The 20,140-nt window shown below is 45.1% G+C and carries 14 protein-coding genes and 1 tRNA gene; 8 read left to right on the plus strand and 7 right to left on the minus strand.

What is annotated here, in order from left to right:
• Positions 1-14: 14 nt before the first annotated feature.
• From M1L52_RS08675 to gluQRS, 4 genes are all read left to right on the plus strand, one after another.
• Positions 15-2,363, plus strand: coding sequence for a TIM-barrel domain-containing protein (locus M1L52_RS08675; protein WP_248614532.1), 2,349 nt, complete (start codon positions 15-17; stop codon positions 2,361-2,363).
• Positions 2,364-2,573: 210 nt separating this feature from the next.
• A complete protein-coding gene (locus M1L52_RS08680; protein WP_248614533.1) occupies positions 2,574-3,665 on the plus strand; it encodes a porin in 1,092 nt (363 codons plus the stop codon).
• 34 nt (positions 3,666-3,699) lie between these two features.
• On the plus strand, positions 3,700-5,223 hold the full coding sequence (locus M1L52_RS08685) for a sodium:solute symporter family transporter (RefSeq protein ID WP_248614534.1): 1,524 nt from the start codon (positions 3,700-3,702) through the stop codon (positions 5,221-5,223).
• Positions 5,216-6,124, plus strand: a complete 909-nt coding sequence (gluQRS, locus tag M1L52_RS08690; RefSeq protein ID WP_248614535.1) for a tRNA glutamyl-Q(34) synthetase GluQRS — start codon at positions 5,216-5,218, stop codon at positions 6,122-6,124. The genes M1L52_RS08685 and gluQRS overlap by 8 nt, the downstream gene beginning before the upstream one ends.
• A 21-nt stretch (positions 6,125-6,145) precedes the next feature.
• Here the strand turns inward: gluQRS and M1L52_RS08695 are convergent, their stop codons facing one another.
• From M1L52_RS08695 to trmB, 5 genes are all read right to left on the minus strand, one after another.
• On the minus strand, positions 6,146-6,715 hold the full coding sequence (locus M1L52_RS08695; RefSeq protein ID WP_248614536.1) for a tetratricopeptide repeat protein: 570 nt from the start codon (positions 6,713-6,715) through the stop codon (positions 6,146-6,148).
• Positions 6,716-6,734: 19 nt separating this feature from the next.
• Positions 6,735-7,883: a cytochrome d ubiquinol oxidase subunit II gene (locus M1L52_RS08700; RefSeq protein WP_248614537.1), complete on the minus strand. Its 1,149-nt coding sequence runs from the start codon at positions 7,881-7,883 to the stop codon at positions 6,735-6,737.
• A 47-nt stretch (positions 7,884-7,930) separates the two neighbouring features.
• Entirely contained in the window at positions 7,931-9,580 is a 1,650-nt protein-coding gene (locus M1L52_RS08705) for a cytochrome ubiquinol oxidase subunit I (RefSeq protein WP_248614538.1), read from the minus strand.
• A 52-nt stretch (positions 9,581-9,632) separates the two neighbouring features.
• Entirely contained in the window at positions 9,633-9,860 is a 228-nt protein-coding gene (locus M1L52_RS08710; protein WP_248614539.1) for a DUF4492 domain-containing protein, read from the minus strand.
• A 152-nt stretch (positions 9,861-10,012) separates the two neighbouring features.
• A complete protein-coding gene (gene trmB, locus M1L52_RS08715) occupies positions 10,013-10,783 on the minus strand; it encodes a tRNA (guanosine(46)-N7)-methyltransferase TrmB (RefSeq protein ID WP_248614540.1) in 771 nt (256 codons plus the stop codon).
• Positions 10,784-11,035: 252 nt separating this feature from the next.
• Between trmB and M1L52_RS08720 the strand changes: the two genes are divergently transcribed.
• Positions 11,036-11,120 (plus strand) — tRNA-Ser (locus M1L52_RS08720).
• A gap of 143 nt (positions 11,121-11,263) precedes the next feature.
• On the opposite strand, the gene M1L52_RS08725 is transcribed toward M1L52_RS08720, so the two are convergent.
• A complete protein-coding gene (locus tag M1L52_RS08725; RefSeq protein ID WP_248612794.1) occupies positions 11,264-12,946 on the minus strand; it encodes a hypothetical protein in 1,683 nt (560 codons plus the stop codon).
• 315 nt (positions 12,947-13,261) lie between these two features.
• Here M1L52_RS08725 and M1L52_RS08730 point away from each other — a divergent pair, with 315 nt between their 5' ends.
• From M1L52_RS08730 to M1L52_RS08740, 3 genes are read left to right on the plus strand one after another with little or no spacing between them, the layout of a single operon-like run.
• Positions 13,262-16,075 (plus strand): DEAD/DEAH box helicase family protein, encoded by a 2,814-nt coding sequence (locus M1L52_RS08730; protein ID WP_248612793.1) that lies wholly within the window; start codon positions 13,262-13,264, stop codon positions 16,073-16,075.
• A gap of 7 nt (positions 16,076-16,082) precedes the next feature.
• Positions 16,083-17,615, plus strand: coding sequence for a class I SAM-dependent DNA methyltransferase (locus M1L52_RS08735; protein ID WP_248612792.1), 1,533 nt, complete (start codon positions 16,083-16,085; stop codon positions 17,613-17,615).
• Complete coding sequence (locus M1L52_RS08740; protein WP_248612791.1) at positions 17,615-19,075, plus strand: restriction endonuclease subunit S; 1,461 nt, start codon at positions 17,615-17,617, stop codon at positions 19,073-19,075. The genes M1L52_RS08735 and M1L52_RS08740 overlap by 1 nt, the downstream gene beginning before the upstream one ends.
• Positions 19,076-19,100: 25 nt before the next feature.
• Here M1L52_RS08740 and M1L52_RS08745 read toward each other — a convergent pair whose 3' ends face one another.
• Positions 19,101-19,904: a tyrosine-type recombinase/integrase gene (locus M1L52_RS08745; protein ID WP_248612790.1), complete on the minus strand. Its 804-nt coding sequence runs from the start codon at positions 19,902-19,904 to the stop codon at positions 19,101-19,103.
• Positions 19,905-20,140: the final 236 nt, after the last annotated feature.

The following is a 20,140-nucleotide window of genomic DNA, read 5'->3' on the forward strand; positions in this document are numbered from 1 at the left end:
CTAACTAAACTAACATGAAAAAGAAACTATTAACAGCTTTCGCCCTGCTGGTGAGTATTGTCTGCGGGGCTCAGGAGACGAAGATTGAGTTCTTCACTCCCTCAATCGTTCACGTTGTCAAGGGCGATGCAACAAAGAGTCTTGTTGTCATTGCGAAGCCCGATGACGTAAAGGTAACCAAGAAGGGTAACACTTGGAAGACCAGTGAACTGACAGTTAAGCTCGAACCTCAGACACAGACCCTTGTTTTCATGACGAATAAGGGTAAGGTGCTTTTGAAGGAAAAGGGCATGAGTCTTATACGCAAGAACACAGGAGAGTTTGAGGTCAGTCAGTCTTTCTTCCTTGATAAGGATGAGGCCATCTACGGTCTGGGCACTATTCAGAATGGTAAGATGAACCGTAGAGGTGAGAAGAAACGCATGGAGCAGACAAACCTCGAGGACTTCCAGAATGTGCTGCAGTCTATCAAGGGTTGGGGCCTCTACTGGGAGAACTACTCACCAACGGTGTTCGAGGACAATGCTGAAGGTATGTCGTTTACCTCTGAGGCAGGTCAAGGCGTGGACTATTACTTTATGTACGGAGGCAGTGCCGATGGCGTTATTGCACAGATGCGCCACCTCAGCGGTGATGTGCCCATGTTCCCCCTGTGGACCTACGGCTTCTGGCAGTCTAAGGAGCGCTATAAGAGTGCAAAGGAGACAGAAAGTATTGTTGACCAGTATCGTGCCCATAATGTGCCCCTCGACGGAATCATTCAGGACTGGCAGTACTGGGGCTCTAACTACCTGTGGAACGCTATGGACTTCCTTGCTGAGGACTTCAGTAATGGTAAGCAGATGATTCAGAATGTTCATAAAAAGCATGCCCATTTCATGATTTCCATCTGGGCGAGCTTCGGACCTATGACACTGCAGTTCCGCGAGCTTGAAAAGAAAGGCTTGCTGTTGCCCATTGAGACATGGCCCCAGAGCGGCATCTCCCATGTGTGGCCTCCCATCATGAAGTTTCCTTCAGGTGTTCGTGTCTATGATGCTTTCCATCCTGAGGCACGTGCCATCTACTGGAAGTACCTGAAGACCCTCTTCGACTACGGCACTGATGCTTGGTGGATGGACTCTACCGATCCCGACTTCTTCAATCCGAAGGAGAGTGACTATAATCATAAGGTCTATGGCGGTACTTGGCGCTCACAGCGAAACGCATTCCCTCTGGCCACTGTTCGCGGCATTTATCAGTCACAGCGCAAGGAAGCAGAGAAGAAACGTGTGTTCATCATGACCCGTTCATCGTTTGCCGGACAGCAACACTATGGCTCAAATATGTGGAGTGGCGACGTGAACTCTTCTTGGGATATGCTGCGCAAGCAGGTGCCTGCCGGACTTAGCTTTACACTGACAGGTAACCCCAACTTCAATACTGATATCGGTGGTTTCTTCTGTGGCTCCTATAACACTCGCGGTAAGGAGTCGGCACCAAAGAACCCACAGTTCCAGGAGCTCTACGTGCGCTGGATGCAGTATGGACTGTTCTGCCCTGTTTTCCGTAGTCACGGTACTGAGGCTCCTCGCGAGATATGGCAGTTTGGTAAGAAGGGCGAACCAATATATGACGCCATTGAGAAGCAGATTCGTCTGCGCTATCGTTTGCTTCCTTACCTGTATAGCATCGCTTGGCAGGTGACCAATAACAACGACAGTTACATGCGTCCTCTTTTTGCCGACTTCGCAGCCGACAAGCAGGTTTGGAACATGGCCGACGAATTCATGTTTGGACGCAGCATTCTTGCTGCACCTATCCTAAAGGCGCAATATACTGAGGAGAAGATTATCCGCACTGATGCGATGACAGGTTGGAATAGCAAGACTGCCACCGATGGAACCTCTGCTGGAGCTATAGACTTTACAGCCAATAAAACAGCCGTGAAGTATCTGCCAAAGGGCGCTCAGTGGTATGACTTCTGGACAGGTAAGCAGTACAAAGGCGGACAGAACGTGACTCTCGAGACATCCATCGACCGTGTGCCTATGTTCGTACGTGCCGGCAGCATTTTGCCTCTTGGCCCTGAGATGCAGTATGTAGGTGAGAAATCTTGGGATAACCTCGAGCTGCGCATATATCCTGGTGCCAATGGCGAGTTCGTTCTCTACGAAGACGAGGGCGATAACTACAACTACGAGAAGGGCGTCTTCTCTACCATTACGTTCCAGTGGAATGACCGTAGCCACACTCTGACCATTGGTGATCGTAAGGGTGAGTATCCTGGTATGCTTGCTTCGCGTAACTTTACTATCGTACTTCCCAACGGTACTAAGCAGACTGTAAGCTATAATGGCTCGAAGACCGAGGTGAAATTGTAATTGCTTGTTTCGCTTCGTTTGAAGCAATATAACCTATAATTTGAGCAGCGTGTTGCATAAAAATTAAATAAAGCAACATGCTGCTTTGTTTTTTGCAATTTTCTTTGCTACTCTTGCATATTATTGCGAAAATGTTTGTATATTCGCAGCCGAAATGAATAGAAAACCAATTCTTTGGCAACAATAACTGATATATATTCATATTTTAAAATGAGAAAAGGACTATTAAAACATTTGGCGACAGTCGTGCTGCTGTCTGTATGTACAAGCCAGAGTGTCAGCGCTCAGCAGGGCAATGACGTTGATTGGACAAAAGATTTTACGAGTCGCATAACATTTAATTGTTATGCACAGGCAGGATGGTCATATCAGGATCCTAATGGCACGAAGACAAACTCCTATAATCTGAAACGAACCCTTCTTTGGGCAAAGGCACGTATAACTGACCGATGGTCGTTTCTCTTTATGCATGACTTCAACAGTGTGCCTCAGGAATTCTATACTGACTATCGTGTCACCAACGATAAGTCGTTGACTGTACGTTTCGGACAGTTTAAGCACTCTTTCTCTATGGAGAACCCTCTGTCGCCAACTCAGTTAGAGCTGATTGATGTCTATTCTCAGGCAGTCCTCTATCTGGCTGGTGAGGGTCCCGACCCATTGAACGGTGTGAACTATGGTCGTGATCAAGGTCTCATGGTATATGGTGACCTGTTTAAGGACTTCGTCCATTATGAGCTGGCACTCATGAGCGGACAAGGCATCAATCGCAAAGACCTGAACAATCAGAAGGATTTCATTGCCAAACTTGAGCTGCGTCCTTTTGATGGCTTCCGTGTCGTTGGCTCTGGCTATCTTGGAACAGGCTGTGCTGTTAATGATAAGACTGTTGCTTGGAACCCCACTATCAAGGCTGGCGATAACTATAAGCGAAATCGCTATTCTGCTGGCTTGGAGTATAAGACAAAAGCCTATACTGGCAGCAAATACAAGGATGCGCGTCCTGCCAGTCTTCGTACTGAATGGCTTGGTGGTAAAGATGGGAATGTGAAGAGCCGTGGTGGTTATATGACTCTGTGCGTGCCTGTTGTCGATGCTCTTGATGTTGTGGCCTCTGGCGAATATTTCGATCGCAATGTTGACATTGACGGATGGGACCAGACTAATTTTACGTTGGGTCTTCAGTACTGGTATTACAAGAAGTGTCGTCTTCAGTTGCAGTACACCCGCTGTCTCTGTGGCCAGCATATAAGTTCAAAGGATTATAACTGGCTGCAGGCACAGGTGCAGGTGGCCTTTTAATCGAGGAAAAATAAAAAACTAAAAAACAAAAACGATGATAATAAAAGTTCTCCTAACAGTTGTTTTTCTGATTATTATGGTTGGCGTGGGATTATACTCACGCAAACAGGCCAGTAGTGTTGATGGCTTTGTGCTTGGTGGACGTTCCGTTGGTCCTTGGCTTACGGCTTTCGCTTTTGGCACGAGCTATTTCTCAGCAGTAGTCTTCGTAGGCTATGCAGGACAGTTCGGATGGAAATACGGATTGTCCTCCACTTGGATAGGCGTTGGTAACGCAGTCATTGGTTCGCTACTTGCCTGGCTCCTTTTGGGACGCCGCACTAAGCTGATGACCCAACACATAGAGAGCCGCACCATGCCAGACTTCTTCGGCACACGTTTCGATAGTCAGGGACTGCGTGTTGTTGCTTCAGTCATTGCCTTCGTGTTTCTCATCCCCTATACAGCAGGTGTTTATAAAGGCATCTCCACACTGTTTGAGATGGGCTTCAACATCCCATATGAATACTGCGTAGTTATCATGGCAATGCTAACTGCTGTCTATGTTATTATCGGTGGCTACAAGGCCACGGCTATGAATGATTTCATACAAGGCATCATAATGCTCTTCGGTATTGTTGCTGTTATAGTTGCAGTGCTCAATGCTCAGGGTGGACTCGTGGCAGCAGTAGAGAAACTGTCTGTTCTTCCTTCTGATGCTGATGCTACTGTCAATGGTGGCTTCGCCTCTTGGTTCGGACCCGATCCATGGGGACTGTTGGGTGTTGTCGTATTGACATCTCTTGGAACCATGGGATTGCCTCAGATGGTAGGCAAGTTCTATAGCATAACTGACGAGAGTGCCATAAAGCGTGGAACCATCATTTCTACCGCCTTCGCATTCGTTGTGGCAGGTGGTTGCTATTTCCTTGGTGGCTTCGGACGCCTCTATGACCCAGTCATTGCTGCAAATGGCAAGATAGCTTTCGACTCCATTGTACCTGCAATGTTGGTACAGCTGTCTCCAGCTCTTATAGCTCTTGTTGTGTTGTTGGTGTTGTCTGCCTCTATGTCAACATTGGCATCGCTCGTGCTTACGTCAAGTTCAACAATGACACTTGACCTCATCTATCGTGACAAGAAGTCACTGCCTGGTGAGGTGCAGGATGGTGAAATTAATGCTGAGGTGTCAGAGAAGGTTGAGCATCGCAAGGTGGTCGTCATGCGCGTGCTGATAGTATTCTTCATTGTCATCTCGCTTATGATAGCCCTCAACCCGCCAACGTTCATTGCACAGCTCATGGGCATCTCCTGGGGCGCTTTGGCTGGAGCCTTCCTTGCTCCGTTTATGTTGGGACTCTATTGGCGTGGCGTTACAACAGTTTCTGTGTGGGCCTGCTTCATCTGGGGCGTAGGCCTTACGGTGGTTAACATGTTGGCAGGCAATCCTATTAACCCAATAGACTGTGGCGCTATAGCAATGCTTGGCGGCTTCCCTGTCGTATGGATTGTGAGCCTGTTGTCTCCGAAGATGAACAGAAACATTGTTGATAAAATCTTCGAGTGCTATAATGACTGATAATACTTCCATCCTGCGTGGAAGGTTTGCACCTTCTCCTACAGGAAGGATGCATCTTGGCAATGTCTTCAGCGCTCTCCTCTCTTATCTCTCCGTGAAGAGTAAGGGTGGAGAGTGGCTGTTGCGTATTGAGGATATTGACCCTCAGCGTTCACGCCGTGAGTATGCGGAGATGCTGATGGACGACCTCTGTTGGCTCGGACTGGAGTGGGACGGTGAGCCGGTCTATCAGAGTGATCGTTCTGAAATCTACGAGCGCTACTTTGAAGAGCTGGCAGAGAAAGGCATGACCTATCCGTGTTACTGCACTCGTGCCGATCTGTTGGCTACTCAGGCTCCTCATGAGACCGATGGCCGTGTGGTCTATCGTGGCACATGTCGTAACCTGCCACCACAGCCAGGTAAGGCTGCTGCCACAAGGCTTATAGTGCCCGATGAGGATATTCCCTTTACCGATGGTCACTATGGATGTTTTAGCGTTAATCTCACAGAACAGGTTGGTGACTTTATCATACGTCGTAAGGATGGCGCCTGGGCTTACCAACTGGCTGTCGTTGTTGATGATGCATTGATGGGTGTTACTGAAGTAGTGCGTGGCCGTGACCTTCTTCTCTCTTCACCTCAGCAGATGTATTTGGCACGTCTGTTAGGTTTCGCCTCTCCCCAGTTCATACACCTGCCACTGCTGTGTAACTCCGATTGTCAGAGACTATCAAAACGCGACCGCAGTCTTGACATTGGGTCACTGCGGTCGCGCTATCAATCTTCGGAACTATTAGGCCTCTTAGCCTTTCTTGCAGGTCTTCAGCCAAAGCCAGACCCCGTCAGCGCTAAGGAACTTGTGGCTCAGTTCTCATGGGATAAAGTGCCTACAAAGGATATTATTACCCACTTTGAGTAAATTGTCCTTGTCGTAGGGTGTTCATTTGCCTATCAGCGTTAGGATGGCTTTGGCATCCTCATCACCCTCCGAAGCCTCTTTTCGAAGCTCTGCAAGAATATCCTTTCCACCTTTCTCGTTGCTCACTGCACGCTTCAGCCATTTCTTTGCCTGAGCCTTGTCTGCTGCTACACCTTTTCCTTTAAGGTATGCCTTGCCAACAGCATATTCAGCGTCGGCATTCTCTTGTTCAGCAGCTTTCTTGAACAGGGCAAAGGCTTTCTTGCGGTCTTTCTCTACACCGTCGCCGTCTTTGTAGCACTTGCCTAACTGATACTGAGCCTTTGCATAGCCCTGATTGGCTGCTTTCTCATACCATTGTGCTGCCAGCTGCTCATTCTTTGTTGTGCCGTAGCCTTTGTCGTAGCAGCGTCCCAGCCTGTACTGCGCTTTCTTGTGTCCTTTCTCTGCTGCAGTCTTCAGTTTGGGGAATGCCGCAGTGTAGTTTTTCGCATCATAGGCTTTCTTGCCTTCTTCGTAGAGCTTGTCTGCGCTTTGTGCGCTGACACTTAGGCTGACGAGCGTCAGTAGCAGCCATAATAGTCTTTTCATTTTCTTTCCTTGATATTATTTAATATGCATGATCGTTCTTTATCTCATCCTTATCCAGTTTCTTCGCGTCAATCTTTCTCCAGCAATAAATGATATATGCAAGTACGAACGGAACGAGGAATGATACATAGAACATTGTTCGTAGTGTGAATTCGCTCGAACATGAGTTTGTCAGCGTGAGCGATGACTGCAGGTCTGCTGTTGAGGGATAGTAAGCGGTGTTGTTCCATGCTGAGCAGAGCAACAAGGCAAGTACTGTAAGCACTGTGCCTATGCCTGCAGGCCATATGCCACCTATATAACTCTTTGAGAATACTGTCTTTCCTATGCCGAAGAGTACGAGCACCACGCCAACAAGGAATATCACGAGCAGATACCACATATCTATGAAGTTGTGCAGATATTTATATGGTTCCATGTATATGGCGCCTGTCGTTGGGTCAACGGCAAATCCATCCTTCAGCAGCAGATGCACAACATATGCTACGAAGAGAATAAGGAATGGAATGGCCGAACCTAAGAGACGCACACTGCCTCGTGAGCGTATGTCTTCGTCTGCCACATTGTTCATAACGTAGAGAATACCAAGCACACGTGCGAGGAACATCACAGCCAGTCCAAATACCAGTACCCAGGGATTGAGCAGGGCATCAAGACCGTTTGAGGCATTTGCCCAATGGCTTATGACAGGTGTTATGCCGTCACCTCCTAAAAGGTTGTCTTTCTCAATGATGAAGTTCGAACCCTCGTAAAATGTTGCTACAGCACCGCCAAGGAGCAGTGGGCCGAGAATACCATTGAGCGTAAGGAAGAACTGGAATGTCTTCGGACCGAGGAAGTTGCCCAGCTTGTTCTGGAACTCATAGCTCACCGCTTGAAGAACAAAGGTGAAGAGAATGAGCATCCACAGCCAGTAGGCGCCACCAAACGATGTGCTGTAGAACAGCGGGAACGATGCGAAGAACGCTCCGCCGAAGGTGACGAGTGTGGTGAACGTGAACTCCCATTTGCGTCCTGTAGAGTTATATACTAAGCGAGTGCCCTCGTCTGTATATCCCAGTGAGCGTGCCACAGAGTTTGCTCCCTGCACGAAAAGTAGAAAGACCAATATGGCACCCAATAGTGATACTATGAAACACCAGTAGTGTTGTAAGAAATCGTATGTCATAGCAGTATCTTTTTTATATTAATGTGTTCCTGTCTAAAAAAATCTCATTATTCGTTAGCATTGCTGTGGTCGGGACCTTTCTTTATCTGCTTCAGCAGTATGCTTATCTCTACGGCAAGCATTGTGGTGAACAGAATGAGGAAGAGGAAGAAAGTAATCATGACACTTCCTGAGTTGAGGTCGCTCACGGCTGCCCATGTGGGAAGCATGTCCTGAATGGTCCATGGCTGACGACCGAACTCTGCTACGAGCCATCCGCTCTCACTTGCTATATAGGCCAGTGGCACGAGTACAATGGCTGTCCAGTAGTGCCAGGCGGGTAGGGCAGTGACATTGTTTGAGTCAGCCTCTGTCTCTGGTATTATGTTGAAAGCAGCAAACAGCCGGCGTGTTATGACAGACAGCAGCGGAATGCGGAACAACATGATTATCATGATGGCAAAGTAAAGAATGAACACACATCCCAGTCCCACCATGATGCGGAACGACCAGAAGTTCACAGGTATGAACGGCACAGCATCGTGTTTGTCGCGCAGGTAGCCGTAGCCAAAGTACTGCAGGTTGCCATAGAGCGTTCCTAAATGTTCGCGTAGCACCTCTTCCGGAAGTCCCATCTTCACACCTTCACGATAGGTGGCCAGTGCAATGATGGCGTCCTGTCCTCGCCTGATCTTCTCGTCTATTGATGGCTCCTTTGTGCCGTCTGGCTTGGTATATCCGTTAAGTATGTCGTTTATGCCTGGCACAAAACCATGTATGTCGTTTGTAGCCATGAACGACAGAGCGTAAGGCATCTCCACCTTCAGTGGTGCCTCTTCCTCGTTCTCATAGTCAGGCTGACAGAACGGGTTAACCCATGCCACTGCTGTCAGTCCCTGATCAGTACCTCCGTTATACAGTGCCTCCATGGCAGCCAGCTTCATGGGCTGCACCTCACCTACGCTTTGTGCTGACTTGTGGCCTGTGGCAGCAGCGCCTACAGAAGCTATGAAGCCTACAATGGCTGCTATCTTCATGCTCTCAACAGCCAGCTTCTGCTCACGTTTCTTCAGCAGGAACCAGCATGACACAGCCATCACGAACACGGCTCCTACAATCCATGCCGAGATTACCGTATGGAAGAACTTGTCTATAGCGAAAGGCGACAGCGCCACAGCGAAGAAATCCACCATCTCATGGCGCATGGTGATTGGGTTGAACTGACATCCCACGGGATATTGCATCCATGCGTTTGCCACAAGAATCCACCATGCTGATATCGTTGCGCCAAGTCCTGTGAGCCATGTAGAAGCCAGATGGAATCCTGGCGACACCTTCTTCCATCCGAAGAACATCACGGCAACAAATGTTGACTCCATGAAGAAAGCCAGTATTCCCTCAATGGCAAGCGGCGCACCGAATATGTCACCCACGAACCATGAGTAGTTCGACCAGTTTGTGCCAAATTCAAATTCGAGTATTATGCCTGTTGCAACACCCATGGCGAAGTTAACTCCGAAAAGCTTCTGCCAGAATTTCGATACATCCTTCCAGAAGCGTTTCTTCGTGCGATAGTAGCACGTCTCGGTTATGCCCATGATGACTGCAAGGCCGAGTGTCAGTGGAACGAATAGCCAATGGTATATGGCTGTTAGTGCAAATTGCGCGCGCGACCAGTCTATCGCGCCTGCATCAATGGTCAGTAGTACGTTTTGCATAGTGTTATTGGTTTTAAGTTTCTTCTTTCTTTGAAAAATTTATTTGTGCTATTTATGGATTATCAGCTCTATTTATCAGTTCCGAAGCCACAAACGCACCTTCTTCGCCCTCTTCGGCATGTTGGCTGATGTAGTTTGGAAAGAAAAACAATTTCAGTACTGCAAAGATGATAATCAGCTTCACAATAATGATTAGCCAAAGCGTTTTCCCCAGCGTCATGCTGCGGAACCCATCGTAGTATAGGTCGAAAGCTCTATATATGAAGTTCGTCTTTCGCATGGTTTCTACTATTCGTCTTTCAGACTGATGTTTTTCTTTTTAGGTTTTCTAAGTGGCAAAGATAAATCATTTATTTGAACCTACCAAATAGTTTTCAATAAAAATGAAGCGTCCCCCATAGTTTGACAAGAAACTGTTGGAGGACACTGTGTTTATTTGCTTGTTTCGAGACTGCTTCTCTTCGATCGGTGATATGAGCGGTAATCGTCGAGTTCTATCTCAACGTTGGGCTCTTCGAGCTCCTTGTCACGGGGCAGCAGCCACTTCATGTACTTTATGTTAAGCCCACGGGCAATCCACATCGACTCGTAGTATGTCTGGATAGACAGTATCTTGCGTGTACCGTCGTCTATTCGCTCATCATGATAGAGGTCTTCTGTGCGGAAAAGCACAGGCAGCTCATTGTGCTGCACCATATAAGTGGTATATGTAAACAGGAAGTTTGAGTCGGTCTTCAGATGTATTATGCCTCCATCTACGAGGAAACGACGGTATCGTTCCATGAAATATGTGCTTGTAAGGCGCTTGCGTGGATTCTTCATCTGTGGGTCGCTGAACGTCAGCCATATCTCGCAAACCTCGTCTTCTGCGAAGAAACGGTCTATTATCTCAATGCTTGTGCGCAGGAAAGCCACATTCTTCAATCCCTCGTTCAGAGCCTGCGTAGCACCTGTCCACATGCGTGCTCCCTTGATGTCCACACCAATAAAGTTCATCTGCGGATAGAGCTTTGCCAACTCTACTGTGTATTCACCCTTGCCACATCCCAGTTCAAGTACTATCGGGTTATTGTTCTTAAAATACTGTTCGTTCCAGTGCCCTCGCATCTCGAATGGCACGTCGCTGATGACTGAGAACGGATATTGAAAAACGTTCTCATATCTATCCATATCAGCAAATTTTGCCAGCTTCCCTTTTCCCATATCTATTAGTTTTGTGTGCAAAGGTACGATTAAGCGAGCGAAATGCAAAAGGAAAACTCGTTTTTCTTTTCATTTCCGAGCGAAAGTACCTTCGGTGAAGCCAAAGGTACGATTATAATTTGGTAAAACAAGGCTTTAAAACGTGCCTTTCTTGTTAAAAAATATTAACTCTTTGCTGTTTTGTTGTAAATGTTGCTATGGTTTTAAAACTTTTCCTTACCTTTGCACTCGCTTTTGAGCAATCGGGCATTTGGAGAGATGGTAGAGTGGTCGATTACAGCGGTCTTGAAAACCGCCGTGCTGAGAGGCACCGGGGGTTCGAATCCCTCTCTCTCCGCTTAATTAAATTGAAACCCGCTGATTTTCAGCGGGTTTTGTTTTTCTCATCTTTAGAGGTTCCGTTTGAGGTTCCGTTTTTCTTTTATGAAAGTTTAACGTGGAATCTTGGTGAAAGCACGATTTTTGACCGTTCAAGAGTGATTATCTCCGCTTTGTGGTGTATTCTACGTTGATAAATCCACAACGGCGAAGAAGCTCTACTGCTTCCACAAAATTAGGATCCAGATTGTTCCTTTCTTTTTCGTAGTTGTTCACAGAAACGTACCTGGCTGTGGCTGGATTTATAGGCTTTCCAGTCTTCGACTCAAAGAACTCTGCTGCTATGCCCATGTCCTCTGGAGTGTTTCTTGCATCTGACAACAGGCATCGTATAATATGACCTAACAGAACATTCTTTCCTCTCCAGTTTATTTTGGAAGAAGGTGGATAAGGTTCTCCTTGTCCGCTGAAACGATATACAAAAAGAGACTTGGAGGAAGTCGTATCTATAAGTCCCTCTTTCGTCAGTTCGTCATATAGCAGAGACAGACATTTGGGTAGTTCTCTATCCTTCTCTTCGCTATTGCTTCCTTTAAGTTTTGAGTTAAGAACCGTGACATACCTTTTCTCCCTTAAGAATATGCTATCGTTACCATCAAAAGTTTGATCTTCGTGCCTGGTGTCTTGATGCTCTTCCACTATAATTGTCTGTTGCTCATCATCAGTGTATAATGACACAATCCAGTTCAGTAAATCCTTGTCTTCGTCACTGAGCAATCCATCGACCATATGATAGACGGATTTCATTTGATGAAGGGATAAGGTTATGAAGTCCAGAAAGTCTTGGCATTCCAATTCCACATAATCCCAATCTCCATTCTCCCATTTTTGCTCGATAGCAGCAGCGAATGATTTGCCTCCAGCATTTCCGAATCGCTGGCTTATCTCATTTTTGTGGCTCCTTAATGCAGACAGGAGGATTTTGTAAGTCTGAATTTTGCAGTTGTATGTAATGGATGAAAGGGATATTGATATGGTTCCTTCTTTCTCGGACTCTAACAAGAACTGCTTCCAAGGCTTTCTCTTACTATCAGTATAATGGGTATATGGTCTTGTCTCAGCAATTGTATCACAGTTGTATTGTTGCCTACCTATCCGATGTCTGCGTGCAAAGCTCTTTGTGTCGAATCCGCAAAGAAGTTTTATCCTTTCTACGGCGAACTGTTCTTCTTCCTCTTTCGGGATATTTCTGAAAAATGGTGCTAACCCAGTATCTGTCAGCCAGAGATTTTCCAACTGAATCTTTTTGCCACGTTTGATTATCCTAACGTCCTTTTCACTCTTGATTCCAAACAGTAGATAGCGCATCGTCCACAATATTCCCATTAGATCTTGGCAGTCTGTTTCTTTTAATGCTGCTATAAATGCAGTCTTGTCCTGGGCCTGAATAGAGTTTATGACACTTGTGTAAACATTTGATGGAAGTCTGTTGTAGTGGTCAATGATATTACGGGTGTCGGTATGTCCTAATGTGCATAAGAAGTCAAAGGCTTCATCGTGCGTCAAAAAAGATTCTGGCTCTTTGCCGTTGTCTCTCAGATATACATAGAGACTATAAATGTGTTTCTTAAGATTCGCATGAAGAACCTGAAAGAACGGAATGACCACTCCTTCACTGAAAGCAATGTATTCAAAGAGGCATGGCAGATAAGGAGCAAGAGCAGAAGGTTCATGCTCTTCTGACCAACACAAGAGTTTTCTGATTCTCCCAATCCCCAAGTCTACATTTGGAAGGATGGTCAGATGCTCTTGATCCGTTTTTATGTTGCCTGTTTCTGTTAACATAAAGCCATGCAGATGAAATCCAGATGCAAAGGTACTCTATTTTTATGAATTATAGCCCATTTCATTCAATAAAATGCAAAAAAGGCATCATTGAAGGGGTAACTTTATATAGTATGACGTTAGTAGACACATAAAACGCTCTTTTAGACTTCATAATTGTGGCAAAAGTAGAAATTTTCGTTAAATTATGGCGCATTAAAACTTAAACTAAGGGGAATTTGGGTAAAAATGTGTACCTTTGCACTAACTTGGGATAATATGCACTTATCGGAAGTATGAAACCAAGGCCATGTGTAACATCTAAACGCTATCAATATGGCACCAGAAGAAAAGGCAAGGCAGATAATAGACAAGAAACTTGAAGATGCTGGTTGGGTAATCCAGGATCGTCAGGAGTTCAACCCTATTGCGTCTCTTGGAGTCGCAGTCCGTGAATACCTCACAAGTGACAATGAAGAGGTTGATTATGCCCTTTTCATTGAAGGTACTCCTGTAGGTGTAATTGAAGCCAAGCCCGATGAAGAGGGCGTTCACCTTGTGACAGCAGCACATGAGCAGAATGAAGGATATGTAAGTTCTGGTTTGAAATGGGCCAATTATTCCAAGAAGGACATGCGCTTCATCTACGAGGCGACAGGTGTATTGACACACTTCACAGACTTGCTTGACCCGAAGCCCAGAGTGCGTAAGCTGTTCTCATTTCACAGGCCAGAGCAGTTACTGTATTGGATAAAAGATTATAAGTTCAATGGAAAGAAAACGCTGCGAGGTCGATTGCAAGAGTTCCCTGAACTGCCAGAAGAAGGATTCCGTGAATGTCAGATAAAGGCTATATTAAACCTTGAAAAGTCTTTCGGTAACAACAAACCACGTTCATTGGTTCAGATGGCAACTGGTGCAGGAAAAACCTATACCGCCATCACCAACACATATCGGCTGTTGAAGTTCGCAAAAGCCAAGCGAATACTATTTCTTGTTGACACGAAGAACCTTGGAATGCAAGCCGAAACGGAATACAAGAACTACCAGCCTTACGATAGCACAGAGAAACTGAATGCCCTATATAACATTCAGCGCATTCAGACATCGAACATTCCTCAAAGCACCCAAATCTGCATAAGTACGATTCAGCGTGTATATTCTATGCTGACAGGAAACCTATCTTCCATGCCAGATGACGTGGACGATGAACCAGGTACAACAACAGGAACAGAGCGAGAGGTGAAATACAATTCAGAATATCCACCAGAGTTCTTCGATTTTATCATTATAGACGAGTGCCACCGTTCCATTTACAACCAATGGAGGCAAGTGCTGGAGTATTTCGATGCTTTCCTTATTGGACTGACCGCTACTCCGAACCAACATACATACGCCTTCTTTGACGAGAATGTTGTAAGTGAATACACCCATGAGGAAGCTGTTTCAGATGGTGTGAACGTGGGCGCACTTGGTACTTTCAGCATAGAAACGGAAAAGACCAAACAGGGCGGCATCGTTGCAAAGATTAACCAGCAGATAGAGATTCGTGACAAACGGACAAGGAAACAGCGTTGGGAGTCAACAGATGAAGATATAGCTTACGATGGGAAAGACCTTGACAACTCCGTAGTCAATAAATCGCAAATCAGGGTAATCCTAAAGACTTTCAAGGATAACTGGAAGAAATGGGAATACTACAAGGACAGGAAGGAATTGCCAAAGACGCTCATATTTGCCAAGAACGACAGTCATGCAGACGATATTGTTGCTTTGGTGAAAGAGGTGTTCAATGAAGGTAACGACTTCTGCAAGAAGATAACTTTCAAGTCCGAAGAAAACGAAACCTCACTACTCTATGCTTTCCGCAATGAATTCTATCCTCGTGTGGCTGTAACAGTGAACAAGATAGCAACAGGTACTGATGTAAAAGCCATTGAGATACTTCTGTTTATGCGTGACATCCGCAGTGAGAACTACTATGAGCAGATGCTGGGAAGGGCAAGGAGGACAATGGACTTGGAAAGTCTGAAACAGGCTTCGCCGTCAGCAAGTACCCCCAAATTAGGGTATGTGATTGTAGATGCTGTGGGCGTAACCAAATCTGACAAATGTGCTGCCAAGAAGAAATGTGGTGGTGATGTGAAACCAACCGTCTCATTCAAGTCACTGCTTGATGCGGTGGTGACTGGAGACATATCGGAAGAAACCTTCAGCACCCTTGGTACACGACTTGAACATATTGACAGGGTACTTACCGACAAGGAGCGTGAGGAATTCAAGAAGGTATCTGGAGGAACGTCACTTCGACAGCTGTCTACTAATATTAAGAACGTACATGATGTTGATAGGATAGAAGATACGATAAAGACTGAACATCCCGAATATCCTACCCTTTCGCCCGTAGATAAGGAAGAAGTAAGAAAGGATGTTATCAAGAAACGTTGCCTTGAAGCAGCAAAACCCATCTATGAGCCGAAAGTCCGTGATTTCCTGATGAACGTCCGTAACTCTAACGACCAGACCATTGATCCAGCATTGGATCATCTGACATACGCAGGTTTTGAAACCGACGTGGCGGAGACCAAAGCTAAGGTTCGTGAGACCCTGAAAGAGTTTATTGAGACCAATAAAGACGAGATAACAGCTCTCAACATCATATATCATCAGGACTATCGAAACCGCCACATTACCGAAGCAATGATACATGAGCTTTACGACAAGATGCAACGTTACAACAATATGCTCAATGGTAGTTTGATATTCTCGGCATACTCAGATATGACCCGCAAGAAAACTGTTCTTAAGGAACTGGTTGACATCATTCAGATTATCAAGTATGAGTGGGGACAGATACCAGAGATATACCCCTTTGCAGATATGGTGAAAAAACGCTACAAGGAATGGATCTTCGAGCGTAATGCCAACAAGGGAGGTGTCCGTGGTGCAGGAACAGCCCCGTTTACAGAAGAACAGATGAAGTGGCTGGAAATGATACGCGACTATATTGCCATCAATGCCAGTTTCCACGTTGATGCTCTAAAGAGCGGTGAGTTTAACAAGCTCGGAGGAACGGCAAAATACTACAGCCTCTTTGGTAGTCAGTGGAAAGACATCATCATTGAGTTAAACCAGAAATTAGTAGCATAAGACCCAAATGGCAGATTCTACAATAAGCAACAAAGTATGGAATATCGCTGGCATTCTGTTTGATGGCGGCGTTTCAAATAGTGACTACTTGGAGCAGATAACCTATCTTCTTTTCCTCAAAATGGTTGACGAGGACATGAAGATGCCCGAAGAACTCCGGTGGAACAACTGGCGCAATCTGGAACTTCCTACCGATTGTGACTGGTCACTGCTCATGTCGAAGTCAGGCGAGGAACTGAAGGAACACTATGGAAAGATTCTCTCCCTTCTCTCTAAGAAAACAGGTATGATTGGCGAGATTTACCGTGGCGCACAGAATAAGATACAAACTCCAGAACATCTGCGTAAGGTTATCCAGATGATTGACGGCACACAATGGAACTCCCTGAGTGAAGACGTGAAAGGCGACATCTATGAAAGCCTGTTGGAACGTATTGCTCAGGACACTAAGTCTGGTGCAGGGCAGTATTTCACCCCTCGTGCCCTGATTAAGACCATTGTAAAATGCGTCAATCCCGAACTTGGAAAGGTCATCGTAGACCCATGCTGCGGTTCTGGAGGTTTCTTACTTGCTGCTAAAGATTTTTTGCAAGGAAAATACACAACGATGACAGGCAAGCAGACCGATGACTTGAAACTGCATACTTTTTATGGAACCGAGATTGTTCCTAACACCTATCGACTCTGTCTGATGAACTTGCTGTTGCATGGTATCGGTGAGTTTGGCGGTGTGCCTCCCATCAAGTGTGCAGATTCGCTTGCTTCTGCTCCTGGTGACAATGATCTTTGTGAATATGTGATGACCAATCCTCCTTTCGGAAAGAAGTCATCAACGACGATTGAGGTACAGGAAGAGGATAAGGAAACTGGTGAAATGGTCACAAAGCTCAAAAAAGCACAAGACAATTATGTAAGGGCAGACTTTATAGCTACCACGTCCAATAAACAATTGAACTTCTTACAACACATCAAATCGCTGCTGAAAGTTGGTGGAACAGCTGCCGTCGTGCTTCCTGATAACGTACTGTTTGAAGGTGGTGCAGGTGAAACTATCCGCAAGAACCTGTTAAAGACTTGCGACCTGCATACAATTCTCCGTCTGCCTACAGGATTGTTCTATGCCCAGGGTGTAAAGGCTAATGTGCTATTCTTTGAGAAGAAACCCACCTCAGAGAATGCCCAGACTAAAGAGGTCTGGATTTACGACTATCGTACCAATGTCAAGCATACGCTGAAACAAAATCCTTTGCGCGAGACTGACCTTCAGGATTTTGTGGATTGCTATCGTCCCGATGACCGTCACCATCGTCAGGAAACCTATCATGCAGAGAGCAATCCAGATGGTCGTTGGCGTAAGTTCACATACGACGAGGTGCTGGGACGTGACAAGACCAGTCTTGATATTACTTGGATAAAACAAGGTGAAGAGAGCGAAGATCTCTCGTTGCCAGAGCTTATCAGTATCATCAAAGAGAAAAGCAACAACATCACTGAGGCTGTTGCAGAACTGGAGAAACTTCTTGAAAATCTTGAAAGCTAATGGACACAAAGAAACTTCGCCAAAAGATACTCGACCTTGCCATTCGTGGTAAGTTGGTTCCACAAGACCCTAATGACGAGCCTGCATCTGTACTATTGGAACGAATCAAGGCAGAAAAAGAACGCTTAATCAAGGAAGGGAAGATTAAGCGTTCCAAGAAGTCTGCTTCCGATACGTCCCATTATGAGAACCTGCCTTTCGAGATTCCTGAAAGTTGGGTATGGACTACAATAGAAGAAGTCACTCCATCTTTGCAATACGGAACATCAGAGAAATCAAAGTCTTCTGGAGATATTGCTGTTCTAAGAATGGGCAATATTACAAGAAAAGGGACTATTGACTATTCTGATTTGGTTTACACTTCTAATAAGGCAGATATTGAAAAACTCCGATTAAAGGCAGGAGATATACTGTTTAATCGGACTAATAGTAGCGAATGGGTTGGAAAAACTGCGATCTATAGAGGCGAAGTACCATCTATTTATGCTGGTTACATTATTCGTATGACTCCTATTTTCTTGGATTGTGAATATGTGAATATGGTGATGAATAGTCAATATGAGAGGGACTGGTGCAACTTTGTTAAAACAGATGGAGTAAACCAGTCAAACATAAACTCTCAAAAACTTGGTCAGTTTTATATTCCCATTCCTCCCATTGAAGAACAAAAGCGTATCGTTGAAACCGGAAACTATTGGCTTCATTTAGTTGAAAGTATTGAATCCAACAAGAAGGATATTATCAATACCATTACAAAAGCCAAACAAGAAGTGTTGAGGATGGCTATTTGTGGAGAATTGGTATCACAAGATCCAACCGATGAACCAGCCATTGAGTTACTTAAACGTATCAACTCGAATATCGAAATTCCTTGTGATAACCCCCATTATCCCTTTGATATTCCTCAAAGTTGGTGCTGGATTAAGCTTGGAGCGCTTTGTTCTTTCCTGTCACGAGGTAAATCGCCCAAATATTCAGAAGAGCGGAAATATCCTGTTTTCGCTCAAAAGTGCAATTTGTATAATGGAGATATTTCCCTTGAACAGGCTCGCTTTTTGGATCCCAGCACATTATCAAAATGGGATGATATATATAAGTTGCGAGAAGGTGACGTGCTTATGAACTCAACAGGCACTGGAACTGTAGGCAGGACAAGAGTGTTTCACAGCGACTGTCTCGGAACATACCCTTTCGCCGTTCCTGATTCGCACGTGTCGGTTATAAGGACATTTGACAGCATAGAATCAAAATACATTCATGCTTATTTATCATCTAAAGGAACTCAGCGTTATCTTGAAGACAACTTGGCTGGGTCAACAAACCAAAAAGAACTATATATAGGTGTTTTGGATAATTTGTTAATTCCTCTCCCTCCCCAAAATGAACAAAAACGTATCGTAGAAGAAATTGATAGATATTTCAATACTCTTGATAAAATCAAAGAATCCCTAACAGCTTAGATGTTGTCGGGGACTCTTTGTTGATTTACCAATTTACAATTCGGTCTACTATCTTCTGTTGTTCACTTGCAGTTTTTCGAAGGTAGATTCTTGTGGTTTCAATACTTTCATGCCCCATGAGGTCAGCAAGGAGGGCAATATCATTGTAACGGTCAAGGAAGTTCTTAGCAAAACGGTGACGGAAGGAATGAGGATAGACTACTTTTTTGTCAAGTCCATATTTCTGAGCAAAATGTTTAAGTTGCTGTGATATTCCGCGAGTTGTTATCCGTTCTCCATATTTATTGAGGAACAGATAACCAGATTTGATGTTTCTACTCTCTATCCATGTTTTCGCTTCCACACAAAGAGACTTCGGGATATACAAACGACGCAACTTGCCACCTTTGCTATAGATGTCGAGATACCCCATTTCCACATGCTCTGCTTTTATCTGCAACAATTCGCTTACCCTTGCACCAGTCGCTGCCATAAACCATACCACGAAGTACCATTCAGTATGGCCATCCTCCTTCAGCTTCCTTTTCAGGAATTTGTAGTCAGCGTTGCTAATGACGTTCTCCAGAAAGTTCTTTTGCTGCACCTTGACAAACTTCACTTTCAATTTGTCTTGCTTGCAGAACTCCAGGAACTTGTTAATACCTTGCAGACGAAGATTGACAGTCTGCGGTTTGAAATGCTCTACCAAATAGCCTTTGTAGGCTAAGAGGTTTTTCTTGTTCACCTCTCCGTATGTGGAAAGGTAATAATTGACCGTCCAAACATAAGAATTGACGGTGTTCCTAGCCAAGTCCGACTTGCTAAGGAATGTTTTGAACTTTGTTACCATATCATCATTTATTTAAATGAGTACAGTAACAATATAATAATGTACGGCTAACCCCCATTATCAGAAGTTACCTAATGGGTGGGCTATGACATCAATGCAAAACATCTGTCAACTTCGAGACGGAGAGAAGCGAAATGACAATCCAAGGATTAACCTTGATGTTAAATACTTGCGTGGTAAAAGCGAAGGAGAAATGGTAACAAGCGGAAAATATGTACCATCTGGTTCAACCATGA

It is taken from the genome of Prevotella sp. E13-27 (assembly GCF_023217965.1).
In the GTDB taxonomy this organism is placed as follows: domain Bacteria; phylum Bacteroidota; class Bacteroidia; order Bacteroidales; family Bacteroidaceae; genus Prevotella.

Coding starts and splice junctions, on each gene's coding strand:
- M1L52_RS08675 (WP_248614532.1), top strand. CDS start 15: ATGAAAAAGAAACTATTAACAGCTTTCGCCCTGCTGGTGAGTATTGTC.
- M1L52_RS08680 (WP_248614533.1), top strand. CDS start 2,574: ATGAGAAAAGGACTATTAAAACATTTGGCGACAGTCGTGCTGCTGTCT.
- M1L52_RS08685 (WP_248614534.1), top strand. CDS start 3,700: ATGATAATAAAAGTTCTCCTAACAGTTGTTTTTCTGATTATTATGGTT.
- gluQRS (WP_248614535.1), top strand. CDS start 5,216: ATGACTGATAATACTTCCATCCTGCGTGGAAGGTTTGCACCTTCTCCT.
- M1L52_RS08695 (WP_248614536.1), bottom strand. CDS start 6,715: ATGAAAAGACTATTATGGCTGCTACTGACGCTCGTCAGCCTAAGTGTC.
- M1L52_RS08700 (WP_248614537.1), bottom strand. CDS start 7,883: ATGACATACGATTTCTTACAACACTACTGGTGTTTCATAGTATCACTA.
- M1L52_RS08705 (WP_248614538.1), bottom strand. CDS start 9,580: ATGCAAAACGTACTACTGACCATTGATGCAGGCGCGATAGACTGGTCG.
- M1L52_RS08710 (WP_248614539.1), bottom strand. CDS start 9,860: ATGCGAAAGACGAACTTCATATATAGAGCTTTCGACCTATACTACGAT.
- trmB (WP_248614540.1), bottom strand. CDS start 10,783: ATGGGAAAAGGGAAGCTGGCAAAATTTGCTGATATGGATAGATATGAG.
- M1L52_RS08725 (WP_248612794.1), bottom strand. CDS start 12,946: ATGTTAACAGAAACAGGCAACATAAAAACGGATCAAGAGCATCTGACC.
- M1L52_RS08730 (WP_248612793.1), top strand. CDS start 13,262: ATGGCACCAGAAGAAAAGGCAAGGCAGATAATAGACAAGAAACTTGAA.
- M1L52_RS08735 (WP_248612792.1), top strand. CDS start 16,083: ATGGCAGATTCTACAATAAGCAACAAAGTATGGAATATCGCTGGCATT.
- M1L52_RS08740 (WP_248612791.1), top strand. CDS start 17,615: ATGGACACAAAGAAACTTCGCCAAAAGATACTCGACCTTGCCATTCGT.
- M1L52_RS08745 (WP_248612790.1), bottom strand. CDS start 19,904: ATGGTAACAAAGTTCAAAACATTCCTTAGCAAGTCGGACTTGGCTAGG.